This is a genomic window from Streptomyces sp. NPDC043685, assembly GCF_056436585.1.
The window spans coordinates 517,029-531,879 of the sequence record NZ_JBWKCH010000003.1; the positions used below are offsets into that span (position 1 = coordinate 517,029).

11 protein-coding genes and 1 tRNA gene are annotated in these 14,851 nt (G+C 73.4%); 7 read left to right on the forward strand and 5 right to left on the reverse strand.

Going from position 1 to position 14,851, the window contains the following annotated elements; translation table 11 throughout:
• Positions 1-34: 34 nt before the first annotated feature.
• Both AC0665_RS11560 and AC0665_RS11565 read right to left on the reverse strand, forming a co-directional pair.
• Complete coding sequence (locus AC0665_RS11560) at positions 35-811, reverse strand: SDR family oxidoreductase (RefSeq protein WP_478704889.1); 777 nt, start codon at positions 809-811, stop codon at positions 35-37.
• A gap of 8 nt (positions 812-819) precedes the next feature.
• The gene (locus AC0665_RS11565) at positions 820-1,977 is read right to left on the reverse strand and encodes a phytanoyl-CoA dioxygenase family protein (protein WP_478605924.1); all 1,158 of its coding nucleotides are present in this window, start codon (positions 1,975-1,977) and stop codon (positions 820-822) included.
• A 110-nt stretch (positions 1,978-2,087) separates the two neighbouring features.
• Here AC0665_RS11565 and AC0665_RS11570 point away from each other — a divergent pair, with 110 nt between their 5' ends.
• Entirely contained in the window at positions 2,088-3,119 is a 1,032-nt protein-coding gene (locus AC0665_RS11570; protein ID WP_468404163.1) for a LacI family DNA-binding transcriptional regulator, read from the forward strand.
• A gap of 140 nt (positions 3,120-3,259) precedes the next feature.
• Here AC0665_RS11570 and AC0665_RS11575 read toward each other — a convergent pair whose 3' ends face one another.
• On the reverse strand, positions 3,260-4,411 hold the full coding sequence (locus AC0665_RS11575; protein WP_478704890.1) for a Gfo/Idh/MocA family protein: 1,152 nt from the start codon (positions 4,409-4,411) through the stop codon (positions 3,260-3,262).
• A gap of 111 nt (positions 4,412-4,522) precedes the next feature.
• Between AC0665_RS11575 and AC0665_RS11580 the strand changes: the two genes are divergently transcribed.
• Positions 4,523-5,521 (forward strand): LacI family DNA-binding transcriptional regulator, encoded by a 999-nt coding sequence (locus tag AC0665_RS11580; RefSeq protein ID WP_468404167.1) that lies wholly within the window; start codon positions 4,523-4,525, stop codon positions 5,519-5,521.
• Positions 5,522-5,583: 62 nt separating this feature from the next.
• Here AC0665_RS11580 and AC0665_RS11585 read toward each other — a convergent pair whose 3' ends face one another.
• The gene (locus tag AC0665_RS11585; RefSeq protein WP_478704891.1) at positions 5,584-5,928 is read right to left on the reverse strand and encodes a cupin domain-containing protein; all 345 of its coding nucleotides are present in this window, start codon (positions 5,926-5,928) and stop codon (positions 5,584-5,586) included.
• A 558-nt stretch (positions 5,929-6,486) separates the two neighbouring features.
• Here AC0665_RS11585 and AC0665_RS11590 point away from each other — a divergent pair.
• Positions 6,487-6,560: transfer RNA gene (locus tag AC0665_RS11590), tRNA-Pro, on the forward strand.
• Positions 6,561-6,677: 117 nt separating this feature from the next.
• Here AC0665_RS11590 and AC0665_RS11595 read toward each other — a convergent pair.
• On the reverse strand, positions 6,678-6,977 hold the full coding sequence (locus tag AC0665_RS11595; RefSeq protein ID WP_402610645.1) for a trypco2 family protein: 300 nt from the start codon (positions 6,975-6,977) through the stop codon (positions 6,678-6,680).
• Between the two features lie 84 nt (positions 6,978-7,061).
• Between AC0665_RS11595 and AC0665_RS11600 the strand changes: the two genes are divergently transcribed.
• From AC0665_RS11600 to AC0665_RS11615, 4 genes are all read left to right on the forward strand, one after another.
• Positions 7,062-8,387: a trypsin-like serine peptidase gene (locus AC0665_RS11600; protein WP_478704892.1), complete on the forward strand. Its 1,326-nt coding sequence runs from the start codon at positions 7,062-7,064 to the stop codon at positions 8,385-8,387.
• 139 nt (positions 8,388-8,526) lie between these two features.
• Positions 8,527-10,920, forward strand: a complete 2,394-nt coding sequence (locus AC0665_RS11605; RefSeq protein ID WP_478704893.1) for a protein kinase domain-containing protein — start codon at positions 8,527-8,529, stop codon at positions 10,918-10,920.
• A 52-nt stretch (positions 10,921-10,972) separates the two neighbouring features.
• Positions 10,973-12,451, forward strand: coding sequence for a vWA domain-containing protein (locus AC0665_RS11610; protein ID WP_478704894.1), 1,479 nt, complete (start codon positions 10,973-10,975; stop codon positions 12,449-12,451).
• Entirely contained in the window at positions 12,448-14,772 is a 2,325-nt protein-coding gene (locus tag AC0665_RS11615; protein ID WP_478704895.1) for an extracellular solute-binding protein, read from the forward strand. The genes AC0665_RS11610 and AC0665_RS11615 overlap by 4 nt, the downstream gene beginning before the upstream one ends.
• The last annotated feature ends 79 nt before the right edge of the window (positions 14,773-14,851 follow it).

Below are 14,851 nucleotides of genomic sequence, written 5' to 3' on the forward strand. Positions count from 1 at the left end.
GGAGAGGGGTGCGGGATTTCTTGCGGGGGAGTGGTCAGTCGAGTCCGCCGAGGACGTTCTGGTCCCAGTCGATCACCGACCCGGTGACCACCCCGGACCGCTCCGACAGCAGGAAGACCACGAAGTCGGCGATCTCGTCCGGCTGGCCCAGCTTGCCCATGGGCAGCTTCGCGGCGGCCTCAGCGCGCCAGTCGTCCCCGGCGCCGTGGAAGGTCTTCTGCGTGGCGTCCTCGCCCTCGGTCGCCGTCCAGCCGATGTTGAGCCCGTTGATCCGCACCCGGTCCCAGCGGTGCGCGTGCGCGGCGTTGCGGGTCAGGCCGATCAGTCCCGCCTTGGCGGCGACGTACGGCGCGAGGAAGGGCTGCCCGCCGTGCGCCGAGGACGTGATGATGTTGACGACCGTGCCGGGTGCCCGGCGGGCCACCATGTCCGCGACGGCCGCCTGCATCGCGAAGAACGGCGCCTTCAGATTGATCGCGATGTGCTGGTCGAACAGCTCGGGCGTGGTGTCCAGCAGCGTGCCCCGCGAGGTCAGCCCCGCGGAGTTGACCAGGCAGTCGACCCGCCCGTACGCGGCGACGACCTCCGCCACGGCGGCCTTCGCCTGCTCGGCGTCCGCGAGGTCGGCCCGTACGAACATCGCCTTGCCCCCGGCGGCGGCCAGCTCGGCCACCAGCGCCTCGCCGGGCTCGGGGCGCCGCCCGGTGACGGCCACGACCGCTCCCTCGCGGACGGCGGCCCGTGCGATGGCGGCGCCGACACCCTGGCTTCCGCCGTTGACCAGGACGACCTTGTCGTCGAGAAGTCCCATCTGGTTCCTCAGCTCTCTCGCCGTCCGGCACTGGTCCGCAGTTCCGCCCGGAACGCCTCCGGGGTCCATTCCTCGCGCAGCGCCCGCCGCATCAGATCCGCCTGCGAGGGCGGGGCCAGACCGTCGACCGGCGGGTCGCTGTCGAGGTTCGTCGGGAAGGGGTAGCCCTCGGCGCTCGCCGCGACCACGTTGTCCAGCCACGCCTGGTCGGCGCCCTCGGCCTTGCGCTTGAGGAGAGCCGGGTAGACCGCGCCCGCCAGGGCCACCCGGTCCACCGTCTCCATCGCGCGGCCGAACGCGGACGACACCTGGAGCAGGTTGGCCATGCGCCGGAGGCCCGCGGTGCGGTTGGTGCCGGCCGCGTGGAAGAGGGCCGGGTTGAAGAAGACCGCGTCGCCCTTGGCGAGCGGGAGCTGCACGTGGTGCGCCTCGAAGTACGCCCGGAACTCGGGAAGCCGCCAGGCGAGATAGCCCGGCTCGTACTTCTGCGAGTGCGGCAGGTACATCGTCGGCCCGGACTCCACCGGCATGTCGCAGTGCGCGACCGCGCCCTGGAGGGTCAGCGCGGGGGAGAGGCGGTGCACCTGCGCCGGATAGGCGGCGGCGACCTCGTTCGACAGGAAGCCCAGGTGGTAGTCGCGGTGCACGGTCTGGGCTGCGCCGCCCGGGTTGACCACGTTGAGCTGGGAGGTGACCTGGTAGCCCGGGCCCAGCCAGGCCGAGGACACCAGGGCGAGGATCTCGTTGGCGTAGTAGTCGGCGAAGGCCTCCGCGTCGTACAGGGCCATCTTCTCCAGCGCGTTCCACACCCGGTCGTTGGCGCCCGGCGCGGCGAAGTGGTCACCGGCCGTCGCACCCGAGGCGCGCTGCTCGGCGATCAGCGCCTCGAACACCTCGGTGGCCCGGTCCACGACCAGCGGGTCGGGGAAGGCACCGCGGAAGACCACGATGCCGGGGCCGTCCGCGAGCGCCCGCACCAGCTCGGCCTGGACCACCCGGTCGCCTTCCAGCAGCCCGCAGTCGTAGATCGGCACGTTCCGCTCCACGGAGGAGGCGTGCGGATGGTCGGCGGGGTCGGTCGCCCGCTCGACCAGCGCGCGGAACGCGTCGAGGTCGCAGTCCTGTTCGGACAGCCAGGCACGGTGATGGACGGAAGTGATGGACATCGTCGTCCCTTCGGGGGTCACTGGAGCGACGCAGCCCTGTCATTCTTGTCAGTACAAACCCCTCGAACAACCAGCAGCGAGCCATCAAAAACCCCTCAAGGAGACGGCGTATGGGCCACCCGTTCCCGATCCGGGAGATCGCACGTCAGGCGGGCCTGAGCGAGGCGACCGTGGACCGGGTGCTGAACGGCAGGGGAGGGGTGCGCGAGAGCACCGCGCGGGAGGTCCGCCAGGCCATAGCCGATCTCGACCGGCAGCGCACCCAGGTCCGGCTCGTCGGCCGGACGTTCATGGTCGACATCGTGATGCAGGCACCCGAGCGGTTCACCACCGCGGTCAGGGCCGCACTGGAGGCCGAGCTGCCGTCCCTGCGCCCGGCGGTGCTCCGCTCCCGCTTCCACTTCCGCGAGACCGGCCCGGCCGGGGAACTGGTACGGACCCTGGACCGGATCGCCCGGCGCGGCTCGCAGGGCGTGATCCTGAAGGCGCCGGACGTCCCCGAGGTCACCGCCGCGGTCGGCCGCCTCGAAGCCGCCGGCGTCCCCGTCGTGACGCTGGTGACCGACCTGCCCGCCAGCGCCCGGCTCGCCTACGTCGGCATAGACGACCGTGCGGCGGGCGCCACGGCCGCGTACCTGATGGGCCAGTGGCTCGGGGAACGCCCGGGCAACATCCTCACCAGCCTCAGCAGCGGCTTCTTCCGCAACGAGGAGGAGCGCGAGATGGGCTTCCGCAGCGCCATGCGCGCCCGGCACCCCGAGCGCACGCTGGTCGAGATCGCCGAGGGCCAGGGGCTCGACGCCACCCAGTACGACCTCGTCCGGGCCGCCCTGGAACGCGACCCGGACATCCGCGCGGTGTACTCCATCGGCGGCGGCAACATCGCCACGCTGCGGGCCTTCGACGACCTCGGCCGCGCGTGCGCGGTGTTCATCGCGCACGACCTCGACCACGACAACACCCGTCTGCTGCGCGAGCACCGCCTGTCCGCCGTGCTCCACCACGACCTGCGCCAGGACGTGCGCGAGGCCTGCCACACCGTCATGCGCGCCCACGACGCCCTGCCGCCGGCAGGGCCGACCCTGCCGTCGGCGATCCAGGTGGTGACGCCGTACAACATGCCCCCGCAGGCGGCCGTGTGACCACTGCTCGTCACCGTCCCCCTGGTCCTGGTGACCGGTCCGAGGATCATGTGGCTGTGGCTCGTCCTCGTCCGGTGGAGGTCTCCGGTCTCCCTGGGGCGGCGCCCGCACCGGCCGGGCTGAGGTGTCACGCCCCGCCCTCAGACCTCCGCCCAGCTCCCGGTCCGCGCCGACCGCGCCATCGCGTCCAGCGCGGCCGCGCTGCGCACGGCGTCCGTGAGCGTCGCCCCGTGGGCGGAGCCCTCGGCGATCGAGCGGAGGAAGCGGTACGCCTCGATGACCTTCAGGTCGTCGTACCCCATGGCGTTCGCCGCGCCCGGCTGGAACGCGGCGAACTCCCCGTGTCCCGGACCGACGTACACGGTGCTGACGGACTGGTCCTGGTACGTCGTGCCGCGGCTGACGCCCAGCTCGTTCATGCGGCGGAAGTCCCAGAACACCGCGCCCTTCGTGCCGTGCACCTCCAGGCCGTAGTTGTTCTGCTCGCCGACCGAGACCCGGCAGGCCTCCAGCACGCCGCGTGCCCCGGAGGCGAAGCGCAGCAGGCAGCCGACGTAGTCCTCGTTCTCGACGGGGCCCGGTTCGCCTCCGGCGGCACGGCTGTGGCCCGTCGTGGTGCCGGTGGGGCGGGCTCGCTCCGGGAGGAAGATCGCCGTGTCGGCCGTCAGGGACGTGATGTCGCCGAGCAGATGACGGGCCAGGTCCACACCGTGCGAGGCCAGGTCGCCCAGCACGCCGCTGCCGCCCCGTTCCCGCTCGTAGCGCCACGTCAGCGCGCCCTCGGGATGGGCCGCGTAGTCGCTGAACAACCGGATACGCACGTGGGTGACCGTGCCGATCTCCCCGGAGGCGATCAGCTCGCGGGCCGCCTCGACGGCGGGCGCGTTGCGGTAGTTGAAGCCGACGCTGCCCTGCACACCCGCCCGGGCCACCGCGTCCGCGACCGCCCCGGCGTCCTCGGCGCTCAGACCCACCGGCTTCTCGATCCAGATGTGCTTGCCCGCCTCGGCCATGGCGACGCCGATCTCGCGGTGCAGGAAGTTGGGCGCGGTGATGCTGACCGCCCGCACCCGGGGATCGGCGGCCACCTCGCGCCAGTCGCGGGTGGCCGAGGCGAACCCGAACTGCGCGGCGGCCTCCTCCGCCCGGCCCGGTACCTCCTCCGCGACCGTGACCAGCTCCGGAACGAAGGGCAGCCGCGGATAGTGGTGCCGCACACGCGCGTACGCCTGGGTGTGCACCCGCCCCATCCAGCCGAATCCGATGACGGCGACGCCGAGCGTGTCCACCATGAGAGCCCCTCTTTGGACCGTTCCAGAACCTGTCCAGGTCACCCTGGGCGGGGTTCGCCGACGCTGTCAACCCTTTGACAAGCCGTGGCACCCCATGGAACGGTCCATCCCATGCGACCGCCGACGATCCGAGACGTGGCCGACCGGGCCGGAGTCTCCAAGTCACTGGTCTCCCTCGTACTGCGCGGCTCCGACCAGGTACGCCCCGAGAAGCGCGACGCCGTCCTGCGGGCCGCCCGGGAGCTGGGCTACCGGCCCAACGCAGCCGCCCGCAGCCTCAGCGAACAGCGCACCCGCACCGTCGGCGTCCTCCTCAACGACCTGCGCAACCCCTGGTTCGTCGACCTCCTCGACGGTCTGAACTCCCTGCTGCACGCCAACGGCCTGCACATGCTGCTCGCCGACGCCCGCCTCAACCGCCGCACCGGCCAGGACCCCGCCGACCCGCTGCTGGACCTGCGCGTCGACGGCCTGGTCGTGGTCGGCACCCTGCCCGACCCGGCGGCTGCCGGCGGGGTGGCCGAGCGCATCCCGGTCGTGCTGGCCGGCTCGCGCGAACCGGCGCCGCCGGGCGTCGACGTCGTGGCGGGCGACGACGAGCGGGGCGCCCGGCTGGTCGCCGAGCACCTGATCGGCCTCGGGCACCGCCGTATCGCGCACATCGCGGGTTACGGCGCGGTGGGCGAACTGCGGCGCCGCAGCTTCGAGGCGACGATGCGCCGGCACGGCCTCGCGGACGGGGTGGTGGTCGAGCCGAGCGACATGACCGAGGAGGGCGGCTACCGCACGACCGTCCGCCTGCTCAGCCGCCCCGACCGGCCCACGGCCGTCTTCGCCGTCAACGACATCGCCGCCATCGGCGCGCTCTCGGCGGCCGAGGAACTGGGGCTGCGCGTCCCGCACGACCTGTCCGTCGTCGGCTACGACAACACGAGCATCGCCCGGCTGCGGCACGTGTGGCTCACGACGGTCGACAACACCAGCCATGAGATCGGCCGCCGCGCCGCCCGCTTCCTCCTGGAGCGCTTCGAGGGCGCGGGCGGGGCGGGCCGGGTCCACCTCGCCGCGCCCACCCTGGAGATCCGCGGGTCGACGGCCCCGGCGCCCTGATCGTGCGTCTGGCTCAGGGTTGATCGCGCGTCTGGCTCAAGGGTTGATCGCGTACGCCTTCCTCAGAGGTTGATCGCGTACGCCTTGCGCAGGGTCTCGTGGACCGTCCACGTGGTGCGGTCGCCCTCGCGCAGGACGGCCAGGTCGCCGGGCCCGACGGTGAGCGTCGGCCCGCCCTCGACCTCGATCGTCGCCGAGCCGCTGATCACGACGAACAGTTCGTCGGCCTCGGTGTCGGTGACCACCCCGGGCGTGATCTGCCAGACGCCGCGCACCTGGCGGCCGTCCTCCGACTCCCAGACCACCTTCCCGGTCACCTCGGGGGTTCCCGAGACGATCTGGTCGGGCGCGAGGGGCTCGGGTTCGAGCTCGGCGTCGGGGATGTGGAGGACGAAGCTGTGCGTCATGCGGTGACCCTAGCCCCGGTGGGCGGGGGAGCGGTCTGGACAGAGTGTGGGGTGGTGACCGGGCCGGGCGGACACTTCGTCGTCCGGTTCGCTGCGAAGGGTCCCTCGCCCGGTGCCGAGGGGGACGCGCCGGGGAGGTCCTGGCTGTCCGTCTCAACCCCTATGCCCTGGTCGGGAGTTCCCGCCAACTCGCGTATTGTTTGCGGCATATGCCCAGCCGTTTCGCGATGGCCGGGCGTGCGAGCGTGCGGGCGAAGGGGGAGAAGGACGTGGACGAGACGCGGGGACGGTCTGCCGGGCGGGCCGAGGTCGTCGGAGGTGTGGCCACCGCCCTCCTGGCGGTCGCGGCCTTCGCCGGCCACGCCACCCAGGCCGGACTTCCTTGGTGGGCCGTGTCCGCCGTCGCCGTCTCGACGGTGGGTCTCGCGGGATGGACCCGGCGCCCGGACCGGCCGTCGGCGCGCTCCGCGGTGCGGGGCGGGGAGCGGGTCGGGGAACGAGTTCCATGCGGTAGGGTTGACCTGCGTGATCACGCGGTTTCACCCGCGCGGGACGCAGCGGGACGTGGCGCAGCTTGGTAGCGCACTTGACTGGGGGTCAAGGGGTCGCAGGTTCAAATCCTGTCGTCCCGACGGATGCAGTACGGGTCGAGGGCCGTTTCGGGTGAATCCGAAACGGCCCTCGGTCGTTTCGAGGGGCCGGACGGTGACCTCGGAGAACTGGGAGACGGGCGAGCGGGCCGGGTCCGGTTACCGGCCCACCATGCGCTCGACGCCGCTTTGTGTCGGGGCCGGTTTGAGGTCCACCTGCACCCGGTGCACCGAGTCGTGGCTCACCGCGCCGCCGAGGCGCGCCTCCACGACGCCCAGGCGCAACCCCGCACCGCCCTCACCGGCCCGATGGAACTGCACCGAGAACTCCACACTCACCTGTTCGACGGTGAACCGCCAGTCACTGCCCGCCCCGTCCCGCTCCGCCTGGGCCAATTCTGTGCGGATCGAGTCGATCGCCTGTGCAAGACCGATCGGTTCGGACTGATTGACCGTCATGTCTGTTCCCCCGCGCGGCGCTTGATGGATTCGACAAGGGCACGAGTCTAGTCCCGGCGGGTCCTGGTGCGTAGCGTGATGAGGATGGGGGAACTGGCTGCGGACTGGCGGGTGCGGCTGCGGTCGGGGGGAGCGGCGGGCGAGGTACGGGGCGCCGGCGTTCTCATCGATGCGCATACCGTCCTCACATGCGCGCATGTGCTCCCGCACCGGGACGCGGTGATGTGGGTCGAGTTCGTGGAGAACCCGGGCGTCGCGCCGGCCCCGGCGCGCGTCGCCGACGGCGGCTGGCTGCCGGACCTGCCGGACGGCGACGGCGAGGACGTCGCGGTGCTCCGCCTGGACAGCCCCCGCCCACAGGCCCGCCCGGCCGTCCTGTCGACGGAGCTCTCCCCGGGACTCGCGGTCACCGTGACGGGGTACGCGGAACGCTTCGACGACGGCATGGTGCTCACCGGGACCGTGCGTGGCCTGCGAGGGCACCGGGTGCAGTTCGACGCGCGGCACCGCAGGGAAGTGGTGCGCCGCGGGTTCAGCGGAGCCGGGGCCTGGGCCGTGTCCGCCGACGGAGAGCCGGTCGTGGTGGGCATCGTGGTCAGCTGGCGGGGCGACCTGGACGAGCCGCTGCCGCAGGACAACGTGCTGGCGTACTCGTACCTCATCCCCGTAGCGCGCATGGCGGACCTCTGCCCGGCGGTGCGCGAGGTGGCACGTCCCGACGCATGGGACCGGGATTTCGACCGACGGACGCGCCACTGGCTGGCCGACCCGTCCGGCACCCCCGTCAAGGTCAGCGTGGTCGAGCGCGGGGGCGGCCGGGAGCGGACCCTGCGCCACCTGGAACACCTCGCCGACCGTGTGCACCGGCCTGCCGACGCCTCCCGCGCCGAACTGGTCGACCGGCTCCTGGGCTCGGTGCTCGCCTTCGCGCCCGGCGACTACCCCGCCTGCCGGGAGTGGCTGCTCGGCCGGGGCGAGCGCCCGGCCTGCGACTCCCCCCATGCCGCCGGGCCCGGCCTCACCGTCCTGGTCGACGGGGTGGACGAGGCCCGCAGCCCCGCTCGCCTGGCCGGGCTGCTCGCGCGGCTCGTCGCGAGCGGCGTGCGGCTGTTGCTGGTGTTCCGTGACAGCGGCGGACCGGGATGGCGGGAGGTGCGCGACCTGGTGCTCGAGCCCGCCCTCTTCGCCCACGTCGATCGGCTGCTGGCCCGTGGGAAGGACTGGGAGGCCCGCCGCGCCCGCGAGGACGGGATGGTCGACCCGGAGTCGCTGCGCCACGCCACCGCCGCCGTCGCGGACCTGATGAGCCGCCGAGAGGCGATCGCGGCCATGGCCGAACCGGCGCGACGGCTACGCGCCTTGCGGGAGTTCGCGGACGAGCTGCGGACGGCGTATCAGGGGGGCGGGTGAGCGGTGTGCGGGGCCGGCGGCCGCCACCGGAAGGGCGAACCGCCGGCGGTGTGTGCCGAGCCGGGGCACCGATGAGCGGCGCGACCCGCCGTCGTGACATCGGGGTGCCGACGGCCACGGGGCGAAGACGGGGGAGGACATGCGCGTGAGAACGGAGCCGTGCCGTCACAGACGGCTCAGCGGAAACCCCTGCGACGGGGAGATCCTGCCGACCGGATACTGCGACCGGTGCGGCCGGCGACGGGACGCGCGGCCGCTGCCGAAGCTCGACGACCGGCCACGGGGCCCGCGGCAGCTGCTTGCGCTGCCGATCCGCACACCGCGCTCGCCCGAGGAGCGGCTCGACGGCGGCGCCCACATAGCGGACCAGGCGCAGCGCTGCCGCACACCGGACTGCGGTGCCACGATCCCCGTTCTCCCCGACAGCCCCGACCGGCAGTACTGCCCGCGCTGCGGAAAACCGCACGCCATGCGGCCCGACTTCTTACGCGGCGCCACGCTCAGCGACCAGTACCACATCAAGGGCCCTGTCGCCCGCGGCGGACAGGGCTGGGTGTACCTCGCCGAGGACACCCACCTCGACGACCTCGTCGCCGTGAAGACCCTGCGGGACCGTTACGGCGCGCACGGCGCCGCCCTCGCCGACCTCGAACGGCGCACCCTCGTGGCCAGCCGGCACCCGTACATCGTGCGGATCCGCGACTTCCTCCCCTACGGGACCCCCACGTCGGGCGAGGACGCCCCCAACCCCGAACTCCGCGTCCGGGGCGGTCACATCGTCATGGAGGACGTCGGTGACCACACCCTCCAGTCCGTCATCGACGAGGTCCGCCGCGGGCACGAGACGCTCGACATCGAGCACGTCGCCACGTACGGCATCCAGATCCTGACAGCACTCTCCCACCTGCACCAGCAGGGGCTCCTGTACGGCGACATGAAGCCGTCGAACGTCGTCCACGTCGACGACCACGTCAAGGTCATCGACATGGGCAGCGTGCGCAAACCCCACCAGACCGAGCCGCCGCCCCATGTGACGCCCGGCTTCCACGCACCGGAGCTGGCCGGTGAACTCACCCTCGCCAACGACCTGCACGCCGTCGGCGTGACCCTGCGCTGCCTCGCCGCGCCCGCCGTCCGCGACGACGTGCCCGGCCTCGGCACGACGTCGCTCGACGCCGTCATCGACCGGGCCACGCGGACCGTGCGGGAGGGACCGCGCTTCAAGGACGCGGAAGAGATGGCCGACCAACTCAGGGGCGCCCTGCGTGAGATCAGGGCGCTGCGCGGCAAGGGCGGCTCACCCGAGCCGTCCGGCTACTTCCACCCGTCGCCGGAGTGGCTCGGCGAGCGGCTCGGCGACGTACCCGCGACGTCCGACCTCGCGCGTCCCGACGAGGACCCCCCGCGTCGCGGGGCTCCGCCCGTCCTGCGCGTCCTGGACCCCGGACGGCCCACCCCCGTGGAGATCGCCCGGCGGCTCCCGGTCCCCAGGCCCTTCTCCAACGACCCGCGGACCCCGGAGTTCGGCGTGAGCGGGGGCTATGCGCGCACCGTGCGGCTTGGGCAGACCCCCGACGACGAGCCCTCCGCCGAGATCTGCCTGCACAACATCCGCGTCGCCCTCGCCGCCGACCCCGCACCGCCCGACGTCGACGCGGCGGAGGCGGAGCTGGCCGTGGCCGAGGGCATCCCGGGGCCCGAGGAAGTGCGGCGCTGGCGCCTGGAGTGGCATCGCGGGCTGATCGCGCTCGCCCGCTTCGGCACGGGCGCGTCGGGGCGGCCCGCCGGCCGGGCGGCGGATCTGGCCGAGGCGTGCCGGAGCTTCGAACTGGTCCGCGCCGACCTGCCGGGGGAGTACGCGCCGAAACTGGCCCTCGCCTACGCCTACGAGTGCGCCGCCCACGCGGAAGCCGGGGCACCGGACGCCGCCGCGGCACGGGCACGGGCCCGGGACCTGTTCCACGCGGTGCATCTGCGCAACCCGGCCCACTGCGGCGCCGCCCTGGGCCTGGCCCGCCTCGCACTCGACGAGCACGACCGTGACCAGGCGCTGGCCGCCCTCGAACGCGTGCCGCGCGGCACCCGTGGCCGCACCCTCGCCCAGCGGGCCGCCACCCGGATCCGGGCCGCCTGCCTGGGTCACGGCCCCGAGGATCTGCCCTCGCCGGAAGCCGCCGAGGCGGTGCTCGCCGCACACGTCGCGGACCGGAACCGCCCCTCACAGGAACGGGAGCTGGTCCTCGCGCCCCTCGACGAACTCCGGCTGCGCATCGAGGTCAACGAGTGGCAGCTCGCCGCACTGCACCTCAGGCACGGCATCACCGACGCGGGCGAGGCGACCTTGCGCCGCCGCCTGCACCGCCTGCGCAGCTGGTGGCGCCCCGCGCACGAACCGACCCCCGACGTATGCCGGGCGATGGAGGTCCGCGTCGCGCTGGAGCGCGACTACCTGGAGCTCGCCGCCACCGACCCGGAGCTCAGCGAGGCCCTGGTGGAGCGCGCCCATGCCGTCCGCCCGACGACGCTGACCTGAGACGCCGCCGCTGTCCGTGCCGCCGTACCGCATCACCCGACAGGAGGATCTGATGAGCTCTTCGGCCGAGCCGGACCCGATGCCGTCGCCCGGCGGCGAAACCGCGGGGCCCTACACCACCACTCTCGTCGTCGACGTCGACGAGCCCGAACTCGTGCCGCGCCTGCCGGGCGAGTCGGTCAAGCTGCTCGCCCAGGTGAAAGTGACCGTCCTCGACCGGGCGCAGGGCGACCACGCCGACCCCGGGCAGCTCGCCCTGCTCATCGCGCTCGACCTCGCCGAACACCGCAGGGAGCGCATGGTGACGGCCATGCGGGCAGCGCTCGCCGCCATGCCCTCGGGCGTGTCGTTCGCCGTGCTCACTGCGGCCGGCGACCGCGGAGACGGGCCCGGGCGCTACTACCCGGCGGGGCCCGGCGCATGGGCGCCGGCCGACCGGAAACACCGGGTCAACGCGGCCTTCGCGATGGGCGCGGCCCCGCTGGCCGCCGACGGCGCACCGACCTCCTGCGGCTACGAAGGGTGGCTGGCCGAGGCCCGGCGGACGTTCGCCGGGTGCGACCGGCCGCTGTGCCGGCTGCTGCTCGTCACCGACGGGAGCACCGGACACCAGGAGGCCTCGCTCACCGAGGAACTGGCGGCATGCGGCACCGGATTCACCTGCGAGGTCGTGGCCGTCGGCGCGGACTGGGACTACCAGCCGCTGGAGCGGATCGTCAGCCGTCTGCGGGGGACGGCCGACGCCGCGGGACCCGACTTCGCCGCCGAACTCGCCGAGGCGGTCCGCCGGGCCTGCCGCCGGGCCGTGCCCGCGCTGCCGCTGGAGGTCACCGTGCGCCCCGGCGTGCGCGTCGAGTCCTTCGTCCAGTACAAGCCCCAGCACCTGGAACTGGTCGCCGAGCCGCCGTCGGCACCGCACCGCCATGTCTTCCACGCCCTGCCGTGGGACCCGGCGGGCAGCGGCAGCGAGTTCCTGCTCGACCTGCGCGTCGACGGCGCCGGTGATCCGCTCGGCGAAGTACTCCAGTTCGCCATGGTCTCGCTGGGATCCCGGCACGAGGCCGTCACCGCCCGCTGGCGTGATCCCGGCCTCCCACCCGCGCGAACCGCCTCGAGCGACCACGACGAGACGACCGGTGACAACAGCCGCTTCCTCGACTCGCGGAACCGGATGATCGCCCATCTCAAGAAGGGCCTCACCTCCCTGGGAGCCGGCCGGAGAGCGGACGCGGAACGCCACCTCGGTCAGGCCGCCGCGGTGGCCCACCGGCTGCGGGTGGGCTGGGTCCTCGACGAGATCGCGGCCTGGGGCGACATCCACGACGCCGCCGCCGGGGCGGTGAGCGTGAGCCTGCCCGCCGACGCCCACCGGGTCAGCGTCACGCTGCTGCGCCTCGGCGCCCGGTCGGCCGAGGGCAACACGGGCCGCGCGCAAGGCCGGCAGCGCACCGCCTGCCCCCGCCCGGACTGCCGGGAGCCGGCCGTCCCCGGGGCCTTCTACTGCGTGCGCTGCGGAGAGGAACTGTCATGAGGCGAGGACGCGAGCAGCGGCCCGGCGGGGCCAGGCGCGGTGTGAGCACACGACGGCTGCTGTTGCGTCACCTGTGGGCCTTCCTCGGCTGCGCCGCCCTCGGCGTCAGTCTGCTCACGGCCGTGGCCGTGCCTCAACTGGATGCGCGCGTGCGGGAGTTACGGGAAAACGTCGCGCCGTCCGTACGCGGCTCGGCGGCCGTCAGGCTCGCCGTGCTGCGTGCCGACGAGGCGGCCCGGCACTCGATCGCGCGGGGAGTCGCCGGCACGGTCGGGGCGGGGGAGACCGCCCAGAGCCAGCTCGCCGCGGCGGACCAGGGCCTCACCCAACTCGCGGACCACGTCGGCAGCGGCATGGACCAGGACATCTCCGCGGCCAACGGCGTGCTCGAGGCCTACAGCAACGCCATCACGCTCGCCACGGTGAAATACCAGGCGGACGACGAGATGCAGAGGGAGAAACTCGCCGAAGCCCACGCCCTGCTGGAGCGCCCGGACACCGGTCTGCTCGGTCGCCTCGACAAGGTCGCCGAGACCGAACGGCGCCGGGCCGGGGAACTGTCCGACCCGGGTGTGCTGTTGACGGCCTCCTGGGTGGTGGCGGCACTCGCGCTGGCCGCCGCCGCCGCCGTGGCGGGCCTCGCCTGCCGGGTCATCAGCCGGCGCTGCGGTCGGCTGCTGGCCCCCTGGGTGCTGGCCGGCGCCGCCGCTCCCCTGGCGCTGGCCACCGTGCCGGCCTTCCTGGCGTGGCGTACCGCCCAGGACCTGAACACCGCACGCGGTCATCTCACGGACATCCTGCACATCGCCCTGGCGGACACCCTCCCCGAGAACGCCGGGCGTCTCACGGCCGCACAGCAACAGGTGGCCGCCACCGGCCTTCCCGACCTGTCCGCCTTCGGCTGGTGGAACGGTGCCTGTGTCGTCGTGGGCCTGGCCGGCATCTGCGCCGCCGTCGCCGGCCTCGTCGCCCGGCTCACCACCGACTACCCGGAGGGCCCGGTCGACTGGTCGTGGGCGCGCCGTTCGTGGAACCGGGCGACCCGCACGACGGGGCGGCGCTGGATGGCCGCGGCGGCCGCGTCGGCTGTGCTCGCGGCGATCGCCACCCCGCAACTCCTGGAGCGCGACCCCGTCGTCACCGTGCTCGGCCCCTGGACGGGCAAGGAGGAACAGCGCTTCCGCGGCCTGATGAAAGCCGCCGGCATCCGTGTCAGCTATCAAGGCACCCCCGCCCAGCGCGAGGTGCTGCTCTCGCGGGTCCAGGCCGGTGACCCGCCCGACATCGCGATCATGCCCGGCATCGGGGAACTGGCCCAGTACCGCACCGAGAAGCACCTGAAACCGCTCGACGACCTGGTCAAGGGCCTGCGCTACGCGGGGCCCTGGCGTCCGGACGGCAAGGTCCACACCTACTGGTGGCCGGTCAACGCCAACCTCAAGAGCATCGTGTGGCAGTCCCGCGACACCACCGGCCGCCCCGACACCCCGTCCTCCTGGTGCCTCGGCATGGGTGAGGACGGCGCCGCCGGATGGCCCGGCACCGACTGGATCGAGGACATCGTGCTCCAGCGGGCCGGACCAGGCGTCTACGCGGACTGGGCCCGCGGCACCGGCAAGAACGCCTCCACGGTGTGGAAGGAGGGCCCGGTCCGGGACGCATGGCGGCAGTGGGCCCGGTTCCTCGGCACGGACCCCACCCGGGCAGAGCGGGCACTGACCACCGACTGGCGCGGCCCCGGCGCTCCGGAACAGCGCAACGTCATCGCCTTCCGGGAGACCGCCCCCCGGTGTGCCCTCGAACACCAGGGCTCCTTCGCGCAGGGCGACGACGGCGCCCGCCTCACCGACGCCGCACCCCTGCTCCCGGGCGGGCCCTACCGGACACGGGCCTACGAGGTGTCCGGCGATTTCGCCGCCCTCTTCAACGACCGGGAACCGGCCCGCAAGGCGCTGCGCGCCCTCTTCTCCCAGGACGGGCAGGAGAGATGGGCGGGCCAGGGCACCATGTACTCGGCGATGCTCCCGGTCATGACGGAGATCGCCGACCGCGGCGAGGAGGTGGACTCCACCGCCCGCGCGGTCTACGCGAGGTTCCTGCAGACCGAGGTGCCGCGCTGCCTCGACGCCTCGGACGTCATGCGGCCCGCGGTGCGGGATGCGTTCCACGAGGCGGTGCTGCGGACCGTGGCCGCCGTGGCGAGGGACGGGAAGTCCGCGAACCTCGACGCCATCCTGGACGGCGTCCAGAAGGTCCAGAGGGTGACGGACCGGGACAAGGACATCGAGAAACTCAGGGTGTGCAGCGAACCCCGGGCGTGATCCCGGCCGCGTGGCCATGCCCCCGGCCTCGGCCCCCGGCCTCGGGCACCGGAGCGCGTGTGGCGTGGTCGAGGACGTC